Here is an 18412-nt window from a genome sequence, read left to right as displayed (position 1 = left end):
GTCTCACAGCCACCGCCGCGCTCACTCCTGGCCGATCATCCGCTCCTGCTCTTGCCAGTACTCTTCGCGGAGTTCGTACTTCTGGATTTTCCCAGTCGCCGTTTCAGGAAGCGAGTCCCGGAAGTCGATGCCTGCAGGGACCTTGTAGCTCGCGACGCGTTCTCTGAGGAATTCGAGGATATCCTGTTCGGTCGCGTCGCTGTCGGCCGTCGGGACGACAATTGCCATCGGGGTCTCGCCCCAGTCCTCACTCGGAGTTGGAATGACCGCGGCTTTCAGGACACCGGGGTGGTCGTACAGTTCGTCCTCCAGTTCGATCGAGGAGATGTTTTCGCCGCCAGAGATGATGATGTCCTTCCGGCGGTCCATGATCTGTATCATCCCGTCCTCGTCCCACGCCGCGAGGTCCCCAGTGTGGAAGTACCCCTCGGCGCGGTCGTTGAATGCTTCCTCGGTGATCTCGGGTTTGTTGAGATAGCGGTCCATTACCTGGTTGCCCTGCACCACGACCTCGCCGATCGTCGCCCCGTCGCGTGGCACGTCGGTCCCGTCCTCGTCGACGATTCGGATGTCGGTACACAGCGTCTCTGAGCCCTGCTTGACCTTGAGTTCACGGCCCCGTTCGGCGATACGCCGCGGGGAGTTGCTGGTCGTGATGATCGGGGCCGTCTCGGTCAGGCCGTAGATGTGGATGATTCGCCAGCCAAACTCGTCTTCGACGCGCTCGATGGTCGCCGTCGCCGGGGCGCTGCCGGCCGTCGCGATCCGCACGTCGCGGTCCCCCTGTGTCACTACGTCGCCGTCGTTTGCTCGGTAGTGCTGAATGAGCTTGTTCAGCACCGTCGGCGCGCCACACATGAACGACACGTCGTACTCGCGGACCCGACGGAAGGTGTCCGCGGCGTCGAAGGTCCGCTGACAGACGTGCGTCCCGCCGGTCCCGGTGATAGCGTAGGTGTGGCCCCAGCCGTTGCAGTGGAACATCGGGAGCGTCCAGAGGTACGTGTCGTCGTCGCGTATCTCCATGTGCTGATTGAGCACCAGCGAGTGCCAGCTTTCGGTCCGATGGGTCCTGACCACGCCCTTCGGGTCCCCTGTTGTGCCGGACGTGTAGTTGATGCTGGCGTCGTCGTCCTCGGTCATGTCCGGCCGGTCCGGTTCGGCTGTCGGCTGTCCGTCGAGGACATCGCCGTACCCCTCCCAGTCCCCATCGATACGGTCGGGCTCGTAGCCGATGAACGTCTCCGCAGGGATGTCGTCCCGTACCGGCTGGACCTTCTCCGCGAAGTCGTAGTCGGCGATGACCGTCGCGGCTTCACAGTCGTTCAGAATATACTCGATTTTCGCGGGGTCGAGCCGGTAGTTCAGCGGGACGAACACCGCGCCGAGTTTGTTTGTCGCGTACAGCGTCTCGATGAAGTAGTGTGTGTTCGGCGCAAGGAGGGCCACGCGACTCCCCTTTGAGACGCCCCGGTCCGACAGCGCGTGTGCCAACTGGTTGACCCGCTCGTTTACCTCCGCGTACGTGTACTCGGTGCCGTCATGGGCGACGATACCGGTCACGTCGTCGTAGATGTCTGCTGCACGGTCGATGAAGTCGGTGGTGAGCATCTCGCGTTTCATGATAACATGCCTCAATTGTCGTATTCAAACCCAATTATTATTATATTTTCTTCGTGAACGTTTGACATCCTCTTAGCTCGGTACCTACGTGTAAATTAAAGCGTCAATTTCTGCGACAGCAGTCTATGGCCACTCGTCCTCGTGGCCGTCCATCGGCGCTGGGACGACGCCGTCCTTCTGCGCCCAGACGCGAGCGTGGGCCGGACACACGTCTCGGTTCGCGTCCCAGGGGATGTGGAGTTCGACCGCGGCCCCGTTTTCGCAGCCGTCCTCCGCACACTGTGTCATAGAAGCGCGACGGCAATCATGGTGACCAGTATCGACGCGGTCAGCAAGGCCTGGACGACGCCGGAGGCCAGCATTCCGACGGTGGTTACCAGCGCGGCCTTCGCGCTCCCTCTGGCGTCCTCCTGCCGATAGAACTCGACGACGAACACCGTCCCGGCGACGCCCAGCAGGATGCCGAGCGGGCCGGTAACGAAAAAGAGAACGAGCGCTACGACGCCGGCGAGGGCTGCCGTCCAGTTTGACGCCCCGCCAACGCGTGCAGCAACGGCTCCGCCCGCGATATCGACGGCCCACGTCAGCAGGCCAACCAGCGTCAACAGGGCCAGCAAGAGCGTCCCGGGGTCGGTCATGCCGCTGGCGACCCAGTAGAGATAGACGCCGGCGAGCGAGACGAGCGCGCCGGGGACTTGGGGCGTGAGGCTGCCGATGACACCGCCGATCAGGAGCGCAAACGCGAGTACAAACAACAGCGCTTCGAGGCCAAGCAGGCTCATAGGTGTCTGTCGAGTTCCTCCTGTACCCAAGGGTCGCCGTACAGACGCGTCAACCTTTCGACTATTCCGCCAAGCGTGCGCATGCACTCACGCTCAGAGACGAACGCCAGTTCCTCGGTGACAGTTGACCATGGATGTGCCTGCAAGACCTTTCGGACAAGCAGGCGTTCCTCCCGCGGCGAGAGCGCGGTCGCGTCGGCTGGGTGCGACAGGTGTCGGCGGGTGAGGTCACGGAACGGCTTCGGGTTCGTGTCGAGAACCGACGCGCCGCCGGGGACGCCGGCGACCAGCCGCCATTCCCACTCCGAGAGCGATACCGGCCGCTCGCCGTCGGTCGCTCGAAGCACGGCCCGAACCACGTCGGGGTCACAGTCGTCGAGTGGGTCCGACAGCACCGCCGCGATTCGGTCCTGAAACCACTCCCTGTGGCGCGCCGCGAGCGCCGCCCCGTCGTCGGAACAGGGGTCGAGCATCACGACGGAGTACTCGCCGCTGGTCGCGTTCCGTGAGGTTGCGAGGTGGACGGTGTTGTAGCCGTTATCCGCCCAGAAGCGGACGAGTTCCGGCGTTGCACCGTAGCTGACCCCAACCCAGTCCACATGGTCGGCGAACTCCGCTCTGATTTCCGAGAGGAGTTTGGAGCCGAGTCCACGGGACCGGACCGCAGCGTTGGTTGCGATGCGGAGGACTCGCTGGCCGACCGGAACCCCGGCGGCTTCGTCCCGGAGTTGTGTCGATAGCACGTCTGGGAGCATATTCCCGCGAACGCGTCCGCCTTCGTACATCGTAGCCCGGGTCGACGCCAAGAGCCCGCCTTCCTGTGCCAGCAACGCCACTGCAACGACGTGGCCTTCGTGGGTCAGCGCCCTGACGGTGAGGTTCGGTGCGTCAAGCAGTCGGGCCAGGTCCGAGGGTTCCGTCCGGTAATGGGCCAGCACGAGCAGGCCGAACACCTCCCGGAGCAGGTGCGTGTCGGCGAGCAGGTCAGCCGCCGACAGCTGTCGGTACTCCACGGTCTCCGGCGTCGCGTCTTCGATAAGCTGGTCGACCGGCGGGCGCGCGTCCAGCAACAGCGCCCGGAACGCCCACACCTCCACAGGGTCGGCGTCGCTGTATCGAATCGGCGTCGTCATCGACACGTCGGTGACGGCGAGGTCGCTTTCGGCAAGTCGGTCACGGAACCGGACGGAGAAGCCCCGGCCTGCCCCCTCGTAGCCGTGGACCGTCGTCGTGAAGGCGACCGCCGGCGCGTCGAGGAACTGTTCGAGTCGCCGGACCGGCAGGGCTGCGGCCTCGTCGACGATGACCACGTCGGGACCATCCGGAAGCAGTGCAGCCTCGTCCGGCGGCGCATACCGCACGCAGCCCGCCCCTGCAACGTCGAGCCGCTGGGGGTCTGACGAACGGTCGCGCGTGAAGTCGACGCCGAACGCCTCCAGCAGGTGTGCCGCCCGCACGAACACCTCGGCGGCGCTCCGGTACTGCGGCCCGGTCACCAGTACGTCCCTGTCCGCCGCGGCGAGGTTTCCGGCTGCCAGCCCGGCGGCGCTGGATTTCCCTCGCCCCCGGTCGGCCTCGACCACGACTGCCTCGCCGGCGGTCTGCAGGGACTCGAACGCCTGGACCGCGTCGCGCTGGTCGTCGGTGAGACACTGAGCGTAGGTCTCAGAGCGAAACCACGCGTCGGTTGGCGGGGTCGGGCTTGGAACCGGGCGGCTCGGTGGCGGGTCCGTCAGGCCGTCCTGCTCGACAGTGCCCGTGTCGACGTCGACGATAGCGATACCTCGGTGTGCTCGCAGCGTTTCGACGAACCGACGGCGGAAGTGGCCGCTCACGTCTTCGACGCTGAACGGCGGGACTGCGAGCGAGGCGTCGAACCCGTCGCGCTCCTCGGGCCACGTCTCCAGCGACGGCGCGAGGAGGACGTAGAGGCCGCCGCCGTCGACAGCACCGACGGTCCGCCCGACCGCGTCCGGCCGCAGTTCCTCGTGTGCATCGAGGACGACAGCCGTCCGAGTCCGGCCGAGAAGCTCCTCGGCGCGGGACTGCTCGTGATGCTCACAGTCGAGGAACGGCTCCGGGCCGACGACGGTCGTCTCCGCGCTGGGAACGTCCGCCAAATCGAGCGCTGTTGCCGCTCGCTCCCGGGTTCGGTCGGGGTCGCCCGCCAGAACGAGTAGCCGCCGCTCGTTCGCGCGGCGGGCCTCCGCTCGAAGCGAGCGCGCGATGTCCATACCGGTGGTGGCGGACGCGCCAGTATGGACCTGACGGTCACGGCGCTCCCCAGGTACGCTTTTTATCGGACCGGACACAGTCGTCGGCATGGCTCCCCTCCAGACCCCGCTCTGTTCCGAGATCGGTATCGACCACCCAGTCGTGCAGGCACCAGTCGGGAGCGTCTCGACGCCGTCCCTGGCCGCAGCAGTCGCTGACGCGGGCGGCCTCGGGATGCTGGCGATGTCGTGGCGTGAGGCCGACGCGATCCGAGACGCGTACACGGACGCTGCAAACGCGACTGACGGCGTGGTCGGCGTCAACGTCGTCCTCGACGAGTCCACAGGTGTGCTCTCGCCGTCGGCCTGTCTCGACGCCTGTCTGGACGCTGGCGCACCGGTTGTCTCCTTCTCATTTGGCGATGCCGGGCCGTACATCGACCGGGTCCACGAGGCCGGTGGCACGGCGATGGTCACTGTCGGGAGCGCCGCCGATGCCAAGGCTGCCGTCGACGCCGGGGCCGACGTAGTGGTCGCACAGGGTCGGGAGGCTGGTGGCCACGTCCAGAGCGACGTGACGACGATGTCGTTGCTCCCGCGGGTGGCCGACGCGGTTCCGGTCCCGGTCGTCGCGGCCGGCGGTCTCGGGGATGGTCGCGGCCTCGCGGCGGCGCTGACGCTCGGAGCAGCTGGCGGCTGGTTCGGCACTCGGTTCGTGGCGACCGAGGAATCAGGCGCGCACGAGGCATACCGGCAACAAATCGTTGACGCGCCAGAGACGGCGACGCGGTTTACCGACCTGTTCGACCGGGGCTGGCCGGACCAGCCACACCGAGTCCTCGAAACCGACGAGGTCCGACAGCAGGCAGGACATGACTTAGATGAAATCGGCGACGCCAGCGACCCCGAACAAATTGCACAGATGCCCGACGGCGAGCCGATTGGTCGGTTTGCTGATATGCCCCCGCTTGCGGGGATGACCGGCGATGTCGAGGCCCTGCCACACTACGCCGGGCAAAGCACCGGTCTCGCACAGGACGTCCGGCCCGCCGGTGAGGTGGTGGCCCGTCTCGTCTCGGACGCGCGGGCCGCGCTGGCCGATGCGTCGGCGGCCGCGGAATAGGCAGACCCCCCGACAGCACCCGTGTGGCGGGCTGGCACGGGATTTCGGCTTCGAAAGCGCTTTTAGGGCCGGTAGCACAGAATGGGGTACAGCCTGCGCCGAGTTGATGATGCTCCCAGCCTTTTCAGGATACACACCATCACGGTGTGACGGGCCTCGCGGCCCGGACACGGCGGGGGAGCCTGAGCTCGCGCGCAGGAGGTGAACATACAAATGCCAGTATACGTAGATTTCGACGTTCCCGCGGACCTCGAAGACGACGCCCTTGAGGCGCTCGAGGTTGCCCGGGACACAGGCGCAGTAAAGAAGGGTACAAACGAGACGACCAAGTCCATCGAGCGCGGCTCCGCTGAGCTCGTCTTCGTCGCCGAAGACGTCCAGCCCGAGGAAATCGTCATGCACATTCCGGAGCTTGCCGACGAGAAGGGCGTTCCCTTCATCTTCGTCGAGCAGCAGGACGACCTCGGTCACGCCGCCGGGCTCGAAGTCGGCTCGGCCGCTGCAGCCGTCACCGACGCCGGTGAGGCTGACGCCGATGTCGAGGACATCGCCGACAAGGTCGAGGAGCTTCGGTGAGGTGACCTCGGATGAGCGCTGAGGAATCCGAAAGCAGCGGTTCCACGCCCGCCGAGGTTATCGAAGTCGTGGGCCGGACGGGGATGCACGGCGAGGCCATGCAGGTCAAGTGCCGCATCCGCGAAGGCGAGAATCAGGGGCGCATCATCACGCGCAACGTTCTCGGCCCGGTCCGCGAAGGTGACGTGCTTCAGCTCCGCGAGACGGCTCGCGAAGCCGACACCATCGGAGGGCAGTAACCATGCCCCGGACACGCGAATGTGACTACTGCGGCACGGACATCGAACCCGGCACGGGCACGATGTTCGTCCACAAGGACGGCGCGACGACGCACTTCTGTTCCTCGAAGTGCGAGAACAACGCCGACCTGGGCCGCGAGGCCCGCAACCTCGAATGGACCGACACCGCTCGCGGTGAAGCCGGTGAGGCCGAGGACGAGGCTGAAGAAGCCGAAGCTGACGAAGCCGAGGAAGCTGCTGCCGACGCCGACGAGGCAGAAGCTGACGCTGACGCCGAAGAAGCTGATGCCGACGAGGCCGACGCAGATGCTGAGGACGAGGCGGACGAGGAAGCTGAGGAGGCTGAGGCCTGATGTCCGAGCACGAGCGCACGTTCGTGATGGTCAAGCCTGACGGCGTCCAGCGCGGTCTCATCGGGGACATCGTTTCCCGCTTCGAGGACCGCGGCCTGAAGATGGTCGGCGGCAAGTTCATGCAGATCGACCAAGAGCTCGCCGAGGAGCACTACGGCGAGCACGAGGACAAGCCGTTCTTCGACGGGCTTGTCGACTTCATCACCTCCGGGCCCGTGTTCGCGATGGTCTGGGAAGGTCAGGACGCGACTCGGCAGGTCCGCACCATGATGGGCGAGACGGACCCCGCCGAATCGGCTCCCGGCACCATCCGTGGTGACTACGGGCTCGACCTCGGTCGGAACGTCATCCACGGCTCCGACCACGAGGACGAGGGCGCAAACGAGCGCGAAATCGAGCTGTTCTTCGACGAGGACGAACTCGTCGACTGGGACCAGATCGACTCGTCCTGGCTGTACGAGTAACGCCAGGTCGACCGCCGCGTTTTTTCGAGCACAACCACCTTGAGGACGGCGTCCGTATCGCCAGTATGAGCCTGACGCTCTACCAGCTCGACGGCTGTCCGTATTGTGAGAAGGTTGCCGACCGACTGGACGAACTCGGTATCGAGTACGACAGCGTCTGGGTCGAGGCGCTACACTCGAAACGCGACGAGGTGAAGCGGGTCTCCGGTCAGCGGGGGGTCCCGGTTCTAGTCGATGACGACCGCGGCGTCACGATGGCCGAGTCTGACCGCATCCTCGAGCTTATCGAGACGACTTACGCGCCCGAAGCCCAGTCGGCGTAGAGATAGCGAGCGGCCGCGCCGAGACTCGCAAATAGCAGTGGGAGGAAAAACAGCAGAATGAGGAGCCATAGCACCGCAGGTGCGGCCTGTCCCTCACCGCCGCCATCGAACATGACCGTCCGGACGAACACGAAGCTCCCGGCGAATCCCGTTGCGACATAGCCGAAGCCGATGCCGGTTCCGACGAGCGCCGCTTCCTCGAGCAGGCTGTCCGACCGGGCATCGCCGCGATAGCGCTCGAACAGCGCGCCGACGACAAGCAGCGAGACAATCGGAATCAGAAAATAGACTATCGGCGGGATGCTCGCTCCCTGTGCGCCGTACAGGACGTTCCGTGCGGCCGAGCCGTACACCTCTGCGTCCGATGCCGTCACCAGCGTCGGCACGTGGTGGGCGTTGTACAGCACGAACCCGTACTGGACTAGTCGGTCCGACAGTTCTGGCAGGTCGACCGACGACGGGCCGACGAGAAACAGCAGGGCGACGAGCAGATACTCGACAGCCAGCGTCCCGGCTGCGACGCCGGCCGCGCGGAGCCACGGAAACGTTCGGAGGCTCTCAGCTAGCAGGTGACTCTCCGGCTGTGGCTGTTCGGCAGTCGCAGTCGGTGGTTCATTGACCAGCGACTCGTCGACCGATGGTCCGGCCCCGTCGTCGCCCGCCTCGTCGGCCCCATGTTCAGTCACGTCTAGCCGTATCAACTTCAATGACGGAAAAAAGGGTTCCGGTGGTCGTTACTCTGACTCGAAGTCAAGCGCCGCGCCGTTGATGCAGTACCGCTTCCCGCTCGGCTCTGGTCCGTCGTCGAACACGTGGCCCAGATGACCGCCACACTCGGCACAGACGACTTCCGTTCGCTCCATCCCGTGGCTGTTGTCCGCTCGTGTTTCGACGTTGCCTTCCTGATACACGTCCCAGAAGCTCGGCCAGCCGGTTTCTGATTCGAATTTCCTGTCGCTATCGAACAGTTCCGTCCCACAGCCGGCACAGGTGAAGACGCCCTCGTCCTCTACGTCGATGAGGTCGCTGCTGAACCGCGGCTCTGTTCCAGACTCGCGGAGGATTCGGTACTCTTCGTCGGAGAGTATTTCGCGCCACTCTTCGTCGTTATCCGGGAGTTCTTCTTCGGATTCACTCATGCTCTCCCGTACGCCCTCCAGCGGTAAAAGCGTAGACCTCTCCGGTAGTGCCAACCACGCTACGGTGGCAAAGACGCGGCATGCAATGGCCGTCTCTGGCGGCGCACAGGGCGTCTGCCAGTGTGGCAATCACAGCTCCTCGTCGATGTGATCCGCCGTCTTCAGCGCGAGCGCAGCAATCGTGAGTGTTGGGTTGTTCGCTCCAGCGGTGGTGAATACGCTCGACGACGCGATCCAGAGGTTCGCGAGGTCATGTGTCCGACACTGTTCGTTTACTACACTTTCTGCCGGATCAGTACCCATCCGCGTTGTTCCCATGTGGTGCGTACTCATTCCTCTCCCGCTCAGAGTTTTCACATCGGTAATCTCGGCACCGAGCTCTGTCAGAATCGACTTTTGGATCTCTAAACAGTGCTCCATCGTCTCCTGAGCGTGGGCTCCGTCAGAAAGATTGATCGACGGCACCGGTCGGCCGTGGTTATCTGTTTTCGAGTAATCCAGTGTGACCCGGTTGTCAGGCCGCGGCAGCATCTCGCCCGCGCCACGTATCGAGAGTGGATACGGTGGTCCCGAAGTCGTCGGAAGTTCAAGAGCGTCACCCAGTTGCATCTCGTTGAGCGGGTCTGTCGCGAGTTCAGCCAGTGCATCCGGAGTCGGGTTGCGAACGATGTCGAGGAACCGCGATGGAGATGTCGGTGGAAGTCTGGACTGCGCACCTCCTGACGTAGACTTCGCGGTGTTGCTAAACGTGAGGTGGTAGCTCCCGGGGCCGGTCTCCTCGTGCGCATAGAACTGATCGCTCCGACTGGAAACCCAGCCGATATTGCTCTGTCGTGTCGGCTCTTCGAGTGTCCCTGTCGTCCTGACGCTAGGGTGGTCCATGAGGTACCGACCGACTGCCCCGCTGGAGTTGGCTAATCCATCCGGATACACGTCCGAATCCGACAACAGCAGCAACCGCGGCGTTTCGATTCCGCCACACGCGATGACGAAGTGGTCTGCCTCTTGCCGGTACTGACGCCCGTTGGGGGTCGCGTAGACGACTGATTCCACGTAGTCACCCGTGCGGTCGTGCTCCACGGAGAGTGCCTGCACCTGATCAACGATCCGCGCACCAGCTGACTCGGCCTTCCGGACGTGGACTTCGGCGCTGTACTTCGCCCCCGACGGACAGGCGTTGCAAACGCCGTATCCGACGCATTCGGAGCGGTCATCGTATTCCTCGGAGTTGATGGCTTTCGGTTGGGACGCCATCGCGATTCCGAGTTCCTCACAGGCCTCGGCAAACAGCGAATCCGAGTAGCTCGGCTCGAACGCTGTCAGTGGATAGGGCTCTTTTCGCGGCGGTCCGTGTGGGTTGTCATCGGCCCCTGAAACGCCCATCTCCCGTTCGGCGCGCACGTAGTACGGCTGAAGGTCGTCGTAGCTGATCGGCCAATCCTGTGCTACCCCGTACCGCGTGTTCATCTCGAAGTCTTCTTCGTGAAGCCGCGGTGTGTTTGCGTCCCAGTGTAAGGACGTGCCACCGACCGCCTTCACACGGGTCTCGTTAAGCCGTGCATTGATGTCGCCAGTCGACGTGTATCCATCCCGTTCGCCATTACGCCAGAACGCGTCACGTTCGAAGTTCGGACGCAGCCACATCTCCATGCGTCGGTGGTGGTCCTCTGAACTCAACCGTTCGCCCGCCTCGAGTACCACGACATCGTGCCCGCGCCGTGCCAGCGAGTAGGCAGTGAAGGCCCCAGCCGGCCCTGCCCCGACGATACAGACGTCAGCCTCAGTCGGAGTTCGGTCGTCTGCGGCCGTCATCGTTCACCTCCCTCCGGCCCTTGCTGGTATGCCTCTCTCCCACCGGGATGTCCGGGCGGATTCTCGACCCCAAGCAGTTTGCCACCCGCAGGAGACGTAAACAGGACGTACAACAGGTCGCCTACGAGATAAAACCGGACCCGTTCCGCAGTTGTTCCGTCAGCAGTGGGATGCACTGTGGTCACGCCCATTGACTGCAAGACCTGTCGCCGCCGCCCTGCTGAAAGGTCGGCAATCCTGCCACCAAAGCGTGCGCTGGCGTGATCGTCGACCGCTTCGATAGCAGTAACGAGGTTGTCAAAATGATCTGGTTCCGGTTCAACCCGCCCAAACACGCGGCTCTCGATGAACGACCGCTCTATGGAGACCTCTGACGGGTACACCGCGCTGGCGATAGCCGTCAGCGCGTCGATGTGGGCTGCCGATGCTGGATGGGAGCTAGACTCCGTCGCAGAATCGGCAGCCAATAACTCGGGAGAGTCGGTGCCATATCCGTAGCCTGCAGCCGCGAATGCCGTGCCACCGAGGGCTGTGAGAAATTGGCGTCTGCTCGGAACGCCATCGTCTGACTCGGACTGGTTTTCAGTCATTGGACAGCCCTCCGCTGATAATCCCAACACCATGCACAGTGGATGAGAGGACCTGCTCGTGGTAGGTACACCACCAAAGCATAGCGATTAGCGCGACTGGCGCTGAGAGAACCACTGCCAGTTCACCGTAATTATACACACTGAGCAGGGCGGTTGTCCCAACAGTAGCTATCGGCGAACCGCTGCCGAGGAAGCCGGTGACGAACGCGCGGAATGCGCTTGCTGTCGGATACAGTCCCAGATCGTGGACGAAAACATCGAGCGCCGAGACGCCACACAGCCACCCAGTGCCGATGAAAAACACGCCGATAGCCGTCCCAGTGGTCGGCCCCTTAGGGTTTCGTCTGTGGCTCTCAGATTCGAACAACGAGTGGCCACGAGTGTCTGTCTGGCCGACATAGCTACCGAGACGTTTGACGGCTCCAATAGCGGCCAGTCCAAACACGCTGAATCCAACAGCCGCGAGAACTCCCGGAAGGAATCCACTAACGGCCGTGTAAAAGCGTTGCGCCCCCAGAACCATTACCAGCCATGCCCCAAACGCTGTTGCATTGACCCCACTGACCAGCATGATTCCGGCGTAGGCCGGAGCCACCCGATGCATCGATTCCAGGCCCTGCCTTTCCTGACCGCTAGAGAGTCCGCTAGCGAGCCACACGACTCCACAGGCAAAAGCCAGTACCCATGCCGTCGTGCCTGCCGTCCAGTACCCGATGGTCCCATGGAAGCCGTCGTGGATGATGAGCCCAGCGACGCCACCGAGCGGTGTTGTGGGACCAACGAGAACGGTCGCTGCGACGAACGCGCCACCGACATACGCCATCGAGATAGCTGTCCGCGTTGCTATCTCAACTAAGAGAAACCCGAGAACAGCCGCCAGCGTAATCGTCACTTGGTCGTCTCTACCCACCCTGAATCGATTGACTCTCCCCCACATACACCCTGAATAATGCCATTCCAGTATTGTTAGCCACAATTTAATTCAAAATATATCCACGGTTACGGCTTCCTCGACACTGGCTCCGAGCCGTGCCCACGTATTCCAACAGGATGGTGTCGAGCGAACCGGGCGCGCCACAGATACCGATCACGGGTCACGGCTACACTTCGGGAACGAATCGAAAAGCGGTGGCTTCGGCTGTCTTTTTGCAGTTCAGTTCCGAATTAAAGCGCCGAAGCCAGGGGTGGGATTTGAACCCACGAACTCTCGATTACAAGTCGAGTGCTTGGACCACCCAAGCTCCCCTGGCACGGTTGCATACCTGCGTTGTGTGGGGACCGTTTAGAGAGTATCGTTTTCGGTCGGCTTTTCGAGTTCGATTCGGTGTGGTGCGTAGCCGTGTGCTCGATAGAACTGTCGGGCGGACTCATTGTCTGCCATCGCTTCCAGCGCAAGGATATCTGCACCGGCCTGGCGGAGTAGTTCCTCCGCTGTATCGAGCAGTTCGCTGCCGATTCCCTGGTTCCTGTGGACCGGTTCGACGAAGATGTTCTCGATGATGCCCCGCGTCTCGTCCTGTTCGTACCGGCCACTGTCGAGAGTCATCATGACGAACCCGATGATGTGCTGGTCTATGCGGGCGATACGAACATTCTCGGCGACGATGCGCTGTACGACAGTCTCCCGGACCGCGGTCCGGTTGCGGTCCCCGAACAGATGTGACCCGTGGGCACGCTGGCTCTCCGCCAGTCGGACCCACAGGTCGACGATGGTGTCCACGTCATCCATCGAGGCGGTGGCGATTTCCACGGTGCTACTCCGTGTTGTACGGTCAAAACAGTTCGGCTACACCGCTGTATCCGTCTTTGCGGGGAGAGGCCGCTGGAGTGGCTCAGACGTCACGACAGTCCGCACAGAGGAGCTGTCCATTGAACGAGGCCAGATTCCGCGTAAAGGTGCTACAGGCGGAACAGATGCCCTGACTGTCGAACGAATCCTCGGCGGCGGACTGCATCCCGTCGGTCGTGGCTTCCTGCCCAGTTGTCGCAACCGGCGAGGGCTGTTCGACGACGTCTGTCGACTCGCTCTCTAATCGTGCAGTCGAGAGGATATCGTGCTCAGTCAGCGTTCCGAGCGGCTCTCCGTCAGCCGTTACTAGGAGGAACTCGGCGGACCGTGTCGCCATTCGGTCCCGGGCCGCCGGGAGTCCAGCATCGGGGCCAATTGTCGGAATGGATTCACGCATCACGTCGCCGACGGTGGCAGTCTCCGGGTCACCGCCGTCGACGATGTATGCCAGTACGTCTCTGTCCGTCGCGACACCGACTGGTTCGTTCCCCCGTAACACGAGAATCGGATGCTGATCCTCTCGGATCAGCAACTCCGTCGTTTCAAGGAGGTCGTCGGACTCGCTTGCACCGACGTACTCTCTGTTCATAACCTCCCGCACAGTGACCTCACCGTTCATGTGTGTCATTACCACATGACTGGTCTAAAAGATACCTCCACTACGTTTATATCGCGTGGTTCACAAGTTATTCACTTGTCTCGGTTTCGATGGTGACGGCCTCGCCAGTCGCCCGACAGGTTTCTAGTGCGTGCTTGGCATCCATCCCGGCCGTCGCTGCCGTCCGCCCGCGTCCGACGCCGACTTTCAGCTCCACGTCGACTTCTTCGCGGACGTGGCTGATTGCGTCGTGGTAGTCCGCTTCATCCAGGTCCGGACAGACTGCGATGACGTTGTCGCCGCCGACGAAAAACGACAGCGAGTTGTGGGCCTCGCGCATGTACTTCATGAGGGCTGCGTAGCCCTGCTCGATCTGAATGAACGTGTCGAACTCGTTGAGTTGGTCGGTGTACTTCTCGGTGGCGTCGTCGACATCGAAATGCGCGAGTTGCACGTCTGTCGGTTTCCGGAACTCCTCGTCGATTGTCTGGCCACGTAGCACTTCTCGTCGCCCCTTGTCCTGTGCACTCCCGGCCTCCTGAAGTTGCTCCGTCGCCGTTCCCAGCGCCGAGACGGGTGTCGTTCCCGTTGCGACAGAGAGGCTCATCGTCACGGGGTAGCGATTACCGACGGATTCCTGAATGAGTGCGTGTGCTGCCTCGTCCAATCCGTTCGTTACGGCGATCATGTTGTCGAACCGCGAGAAGAAGATGTAGCCGTCGCGGTTCCCGACCAACTGTGCGAGGTCAGCGTACAACCGGGACTGGAGCGTCTGAAGATCGACTTCACGGCGGGGTTCAGGCGTCACAGTCCACGGCCCGTAATTATCAATCTGTATATGGGCGATTTGGGTGTTGGTCACTGTCCATCGACAGTTTGGAAGCAATAGGTATTGCTCTGTCGGAATATACCCGCAGAACGGACTGGTAGCTGGTCCGAACCGGTGTCGAGTTCCGGACACACGGCCTAGTTTAGCGGTTGGTAGTTGGCACCGCATCGTAGCGCTGTATCTCGACGGTTCCAACCATCGAATCGTACGTGACGGTGTCTGTCGCCGTCAGTTTTGGCAGGTGCTCCGTGAACAACTCCTCGGTGAGTTCGTCCCTCGCAGTGTCCGGGACCGCTGCTGGCTCGATGTCACGCTCGACCGCGAGAACCGCTGCCGCGAGGTCTGACACGACTACTGGCTCATCGCGGTCAGCCAGTATCGAGAGCGCGCGCCGACGAGTGTCATTCGACAACAGGTCAGCAACAACCTCCTCGGGAAGCCCGTGTCCGGTCCGGTCACCGTTCGAAGATGTCGTCGCCATACGCGACGCTACACCGTCCACCCACAAGTATGTGTCGTGCCCACACACTACACAATCAGGCCTGTTCGAGTCTGTACGGCCACCAGTCCGCCTCGCGCAGCGCGCGCCCAAGCGATTTGTGGAAGTCCGGGAAGTCCTCGAACTCCTCTTGATCGACGTATTCGAAGATGTCCGCCACGCTAACGACCGTCTCGTAATCGATCCGAACCGGGTGGTCTCCGTACTGTTCGACGTACTCCTCGGCGGTCAGCGGGAAGTCTTCGTCCTCGTCGACTTTCTTCGCCAGCACAGCGTGACCGTACTTGCGCCGGCCCTCGCTTCCTTCCTCGCCGTCCGGATCGTGTGGCCAATCCATACGCGAGTCTCTGGACACTGGCACAAAAAGGGTTTCTCTCCCCGCCTACAGTTCGAAGCCGCTGTCGTTCCGGCTGCCACCCCGTCGGAGGAGCGCGATAACGACACCGAACAGCAGCAACGCACCGAGGAGTCCGCCGATGACCAGCATCGTGCTGATACCCATGACTGTCGCCGGAAGCGGGCCGAGTCCGCCGTCACCGTCAACCGCGGGTTCAGTCTGGATCGCTGGCTCCGTTCCCGTCGGTTCCGTTTCTGGTTCAGCGCCGCCGTTTCCGTCGGTCTGGACCTGGCTCTCGGCTACCTGAATCTCGCCGGCGTTGACATCGTTGAACTTGATCTGGAACGTCCCCGGCGTCGTCACGACCGTCGACAGCGTCACCGTCTGTTCGGTGTCCGCTGGCACAGTCACCGAGGTCTGGTTGACGACCGCATCGTCCACCCGCATCTGTGCGTCGTAGGGGCCCTCGATACTGCCGTCGTTGGCGACCGTCGCTTCAACGACGACCCGTTGCCCCTCAGGAGCCTGCTCGCTGACGACTGAGGTTCGCGTGATGCTGAATGCAGGCTCGATCTTCCCAATCGCATAGGCCGATGCGCCCGCCGTGTCCGCTTCGTATACGACTTGATCAGTCCGCTCCTCAACAACGCTCGTTTCAGCGGCTTGCCATGACCCGTTCACACGGTGATACACGCGGACCGCCGAAGCATCGATCCCGGCCGACTGGAGGTTCGAGCGGTTCAACACGAACTGCATCGACGACGGCTGAACCCCTGCTGACGAGCCAACGGTAACCACACCGAACACCGATGCATCGTCGTTATCGGGTACCGCGATGTCTGCGTCCGCGGGGTCTGTGTACTCGGTTACGTTCTGTGTGAACGACCGCTGGGATGCGTTTACAGTCCATGACTGGACCGTGAACGTCCGGTTCATCGCGCTCGGCATCTCGACTTCGTATGGCTTCGTCGTTGGAACCGCGCCGCCGCGGACCTCGGTCTGTCGGCTGGTCGCATCCTGTCGTATCGTCATCGCAGTCGCTTTCTTGACCTGAACGGTACCAGCCGACCGTTTTGGACTTTTGACCGTAATCTGATATGTCCCAGGTGTGTTAAACGTTAGTGCCCGTGTCCGCTTTGCCGATGACCCGGAATCGACGGCTACCCGTTCGGTTGCTTTCGTCGTTCCGTTCGCCACGTACTCAACGCTCATCGCACCCTCGGAGCTCCCGGTGTTCTTGACCGTTGCGGTGACGTTTACCGATTCACCGGCCAGTATCGTGTTTACCTCTTTCGATGCGCCAGACACGAACAGTCGTGGTGCAGCAGCAGCAGCAGGGCCTGCCGCTGTCGCTGCAAGGAGGAGAGCAACGACACAGACCGAGAGGAGGCTCGGAAGATGCTGCTCTGGGGACCTCTCTTCACGTGCCATTACTCAAATATAATCCAGACCACCGACATAGAACCGCCCGATTGCCTCGATCCGGTAAACTGTCCTTACGAATCGGAAGGCAGCGAATTCTGTCAGCCTCGCGGTGGCGTCTGTCACCCACGTAGTCTGTTGCTACTGGTCTCGATGTCATTCAGAGCAAGATGTCACACGTGCTGCGTTCATGCGCTGGGACTTGCAGGGTTCAACTCGCCAGTGTGTACCGACGGCTCCTCGCGTATTCGCTCGGAGCAATACGGTGGGACTGGGATTTGAACCGAGCCGAGACGGTCCTGCTCACGCTGCATTCGTCTTTAGCTAAGACTCACACCTCGGTTGTGTAGCGGTAGCGAGCGTCTCTTGTAAGATCGGTCGTTGTTGGTGGATCTTCTGAGCATCCTCGATCAGCCGCTCCAGCAACGGCGGTGGCGAGTAGCCGAGGTACTCACCGAGTTGGTGGAGGATGAGCTGGGCGTGCGACCGGAAGGTCGCCGCCCAGCGTTCCGGCGGAAACACGATCTCATCGTCGGCCTGCTCGGTGACCAGATCCAACAACTCTCGGCTCACCAGCAGTGACAGCAACGCAGCGTATAGTAGAATTTTCACGACATCAGGGTTGTTCGTGTCGAATTCGTCCAGTTCGTACTGCGTTTTCAACTCACGGAACAACGTTTCTACCTCCCATCGACACCGATACAGCGTCGCTAGATCCGCCGGGAGAAACTCCTCTCTCGGCAGATTCGTGATGTACAGGTGGTAGTCGTCGGCGTCCTCGTTGCGGACGCCGACGACGCGAAACCGCTTCGTGTCCAGCGACCGAGTTCCCTCGTACTGGCCGCGCTTGAATTCTGCTTCCACCTCTACGTCGATGTACTTCCGCGAGAGATCATTGACCACGTCGTGGATCTGCTTGCCCTCCAAGGGAATGGCGCGGCCGCGCCATTCCCGTAATTCCGCCGTTATCACCGGATTTGCGTTCTGCTTCAGCCGACTCACAAAGTAGCCGTCGTTCTCGTCGATCAACGCAAAGCGGCGGTATTTGAAGTACGCCCGATCAAACAGAACCAGTCGTCCTTGCAGCCACGATCCCGTCTTGAACAGCGCGCTGTCGTGCGTTTTCTCATCAGTCACATCGATCCGTTCAATCGTCTGGTCGGTGGCGTTGTGGAGCAGGTGGAGCTTCGCTCCAGCCTGCTCCTCGTGGCGGGCTTGAAACTCATCAGAGAGGAACTCGTGCAACCGCAACACGGTTCCATCAGCGATCATCACGTCCCTGAATCGGTCGATATCAGCGTCAACAGCATCAGGGACAGCGACCTCGTCGAGCGCGGCCTCGACGAGGTCGCGGAGATACTCTGCAAGAGTAGGCGTCAACCGGTGATAGAAACCGCCAGAAGAGATCGGTTCGTCAGCTGTAGCGTTGTAGCAGCGTCTAAACCCAGCGAGTGTTCGGCTCTCGCCTGCGGCGAAGCCGAACACGAGCGCCCACACGAGGACAGGAATCTGAAGCTTGCCCTCTCGCTCGACCACGCCGAGTTCCTCGGCGTGCTCTTCGAGGAACTCGGAGGGAAACAGTGTAGTGAGCCGACGCATGATTCTCGACGAGGAGGTGTCAGTGTGCACAGCGGACTCCTCCTCATTCCTCTCGAAAAGTAGCCTCGATAAGCCGCTGCTGTCACGTGGTTCGTCTCTTAG

22 protein-coding genes and 1 tRNA gene are annotated in these 18412 nt (G+C 62.2%); 6 read left to right on the top strand and 17 right to left on the bottom strand.

Annotation, left to right across the window (positions count from 1 at the left end):
* Positions 1-21 precede the first annotated feature (21 nt).
* From BDK61_RS14735 to tmcA, 4 genes are all read right to left on the bottom strand, one after another.
* Positions 22-1623, bottom strand: a complete 1602-nt coding sequence (locus BDK61_RS14735) for a class I adenylate-forming enzyme family protein (protein WP_007188255.1) — start codon at positions 1621-1623, stop codon at positions 22-24.
* A gap of 123 nt (positions 1624-1746) precedes the next feature.
* Positions 1747-1911, bottom strand: a complete 165-nt coding sequence (locus BDK61_RS23500) for a hypothetical protein (protein WP_167467390.1) — start codon at positions 1909-1911, stop codon at positions 1747-1749.
* Positions 1908-2405, bottom strand: coding sequence for a DUF456 domain-containing protein (locus BDK61_RS14730; RefSeq protein ID WP_007188257.1), 498 nt, complete (start codon positions 2403-2405; stop codon positions 1908-1910). Before BDK61_RS14730 ends, BDK61_RS23500 begins: the two co-directional genes overlap by 4 nt.
* Positions 2402-4729: a tRNA(Met) cytidine acetyltransferase TmcA gene (gene tmcA / locus BDK61_RS14725; protein WP_208644673.1), complete on the bottom strand. Its 2328-nt coding sequence runs from the start codon at positions 4727-4729 to the stop codon at positions 2402-2404. Before tmcA ends, BDK61_RS14730 begins: the two co-directional genes overlap by 4 nt.
* Between tmcA and BDK61_RS14720 the strand changes: the two genes are divergently transcribed.
* The 6 genes from BDK61_RS14720 (at position 4728) to BDK61_RS14695 (ending at position 7696) form a co-directional block, all read left to right on the top strand.
* Positions 4728-5741, top strand: coding sequence for an NAD(P)H-dependent flavin oxidoreductase (locus tag BDK61_RS14720; protein ID WP_121303606.1), 1014 nt, complete (start codon positions 4728-4730; stop codon positions 5739-5741). The two genes, tmcA and BDK61_RS14720, sit on opposite strands and share 2 nt — an antisense overlap.
* Positions 5742-5954: 213 nt before the next feature.
* On the top strand, positions 5955-6317 hold the full coding sequence (gene rpl7ae, locus BDK61_RS14715; RefSeq protein ID WP_004593501.1) for a 50S ribosomal protein L7Ae: 363 nt from the start codon (positions 5955-5957) through the stop codon (positions 6315-6317).
* 11 nt (positions 6318-6328) lie between these two features.
* The gene (locus BDK61_RS14710) at positions 6329-6556 is read left to right on the top strand and encodes a 30S ribosomal protein S28e (RefSeq protein WP_004516764.1); all 228 of its coding nucleotides are present in this window, start codon (positions 6329-6331) and stop codon (positions 6554-6556) included.
* Positions 6557-6558: 2 nt separating this feature from the next.
* Positions 6559-6909: a 50S ribosomal protein L24e gene (locus BDK61_RS14705; protein ID WP_004963236.1), complete on the top strand. Its 351-nt coding sequence runs from the start codon at positions 6559-6561 to the stop codon at positions 6907-6909.
* Positions 6909-7373: a nucleoside-diphosphate kinase gene (gene ndk, locus BDK61_RS14700; RefSeq protein WP_007188260.1), complete on the top strand. Its 465-nt coding sequence runs from the start codon at positions 6909-6911 to the stop codon at positions 7371-7373. The genes BDK61_RS14705 and ndk overlap by 1 nt, the downstream gene beginning before the upstream one ends.
* A gap of 65 nt (positions 7374-7438) precedes the next feature.
* Positions 7439-7696 carry a glutaredoxin family protein gene (locus BDK61_RS14695; RefSeq protein ID WP_004963227.1) on the top strand — a complete coding sequence of 86 codons (258 nt, stop codon included), beginning with the start codon at positions 7439-7441 and terminating at the stop codon, positions 7694-7696.
* Here the strand turns inward: BDK61_RS14695 and BDK61_RS14690 are convergent.
* From BDK61_RS14690 to BDK61_RS14630, 13 genes are all read right to left on the bottom strand, one after another.
* Positions 7669-8382: a hypothetical protein gene (locus tag BDK61_RS14690; RefSeq protein WP_121303605.1), complete on the bottom strand. Its 714-nt coding sequence runs from the start codon at positions 8380-8382 to the stop codon at positions 7669-7671. The genes BDK61_RS14695 and BDK61_RS14690 overlap by 28 nt on opposite strands.
* Before the next feature lie 48 nt (positions 8383-8430).
* Positions 8431-8835 (bottom strand): peptide-methionine (R)-S-oxide reductase MsrB, encoded by a 405-nt coding sequence (gene msrB, locus BDK61_RS14685; protein ID WP_004593495.1) that lies wholly within the window; start codon positions 8833-8835, stop codon positions 8431-8433.
* 129 nt (positions 8836-8964) lie between these two features.
* Entirely contained in the window at positions 8965-10647 is a 1683-nt protein-coding gene (locus BDK61_RS14680) for a GMC family oxidoreductase (protein WP_121303604.1), read from the bottom strand.
* Positions 10644-11237, bottom strand: coding sequence for a gluconate 2-dehydrogenase subunit 3 family protein (locus BDK61_RS14675; protein ID WP_007188263.1), 594 nt, complete (start codon positions 11235-11237; stop codon positions 10644-10646). Before BDK61_RS14675 ends, BDK61_RS14680 begins: the two co-directional genes overlap by 4 nt.
* Complete coding sequence (locus tag BDK61_RS14670) at positions 11230-12147, bottom strand: hypothetical protein (protein ID WP_244209801.1); 918 nt, start codon at positions 12145-12147, stop codon at positions 11230-11232. Before BDK61_RS14670 ends, BDK61_RS14675 begins: the two co-directional genes overlap by 8 nt.
* A 266-nt stretch (positions 12148-12413) precedes the next feature.
* Positions 12414-12487: transfer RNA gene (locus BDK61_RS14665), tRNA-Thr, on the bottom strand.
* Between the two features lie 32 nt (positions 12488-12519).
* Positions 12520-12987 (bottom strand): GNAT family N-acetyltransferase, encoded by a 468-nt coding sequence (locus BDK61_RS14660; protein ID WP_171814228.1) that lies wholly within the window; start codon positions 12985-12987, stop codon positions 12520-12522.
* A gap of 82 nt (positions 12988-13069) precedes the next feature.
* Positions 13070-13645: a CBS domain-containing protein gene (locus BDK61_RS14655; protein WP_004963207.1), complete on the bottom strand. Its 576-nt coding sequence runs from the start codon at positions 13643-13645 to the stop codon at positions 13070-13072.
* A 67-nt stretch (positions 13646-13712) separates the two neighbouring features.
* A complete protein-coding gene (locus tag BDK61_RS14650) occupies positions 13713-14486 on the bottom strand; it encodes a GTP cyclohydrolase III (RefSeq protein WP_121303602.1) in 774 nt (257 codons plus the stop codon).
* A 109-nt stretch (positions 14487-14595) separates the two neighbouring features.
* The gene (locus tag BDK61_RS14645; RefSeq protein WP_004963201.1) at positions 14596-14934 is read right to left on the bottom strand and encodes a DUF7344 domain-containing protein; all 339 of its coding nucleotides are present in this window, start codon (positions 14932-14934) and stop codon (positions 14596-14598) included.
* A gap of 55 nt (positions 14935-14989) precedes the next feature.
* Entirely contained in the window at positions 14990-15289 is a 300-nt protein-coding gene (locus BDK61_RS14640; protein WP_004593490.1) for a DUF5785 family protein, read from the bottom strand.
* A 45-nt stretch (positions 15290-15334) separates the two neighbouring features.
* On the bottom strand, positions 15335-16597 hold the full coding sequence (locus BDK61_RS14635) for a PGF-pre-PGF domain-containing protein (RefSeq protein ID WP_121303947.1): 1263 nt from the start codon (positions 16595-16597) through the stop codon (positions 15335-15337).
* A gap of 438 nt (positions 16598-17035) precedes the next feature.
* Positions 17036-18310: an IS4-like element ISHma1 family transposase gene (locus tag BDK61_RS14630; RefSeq protein WP_121303601.1), complete on the bottom strand. Its 1275-nt coding sequence runs from the start codon at positions 18308-18310 to the stop codon at positions 17036-17038.
* Positions 18311-18412 lie beyond the last annotated feature (102 nt).

Source organism: Haloarcula quadrata (genome assembly GCF_003634715.1).
GTDB classification, from domain to species: Archaea; Halobacteriota; Halobacteria; order Halobacteriales; family Haloarculaceae; genus Haloarcula; species Haloarcula marismortui.
This window is presented reverse-complemented; position numbering and strand designations above follow the sequence as displayed.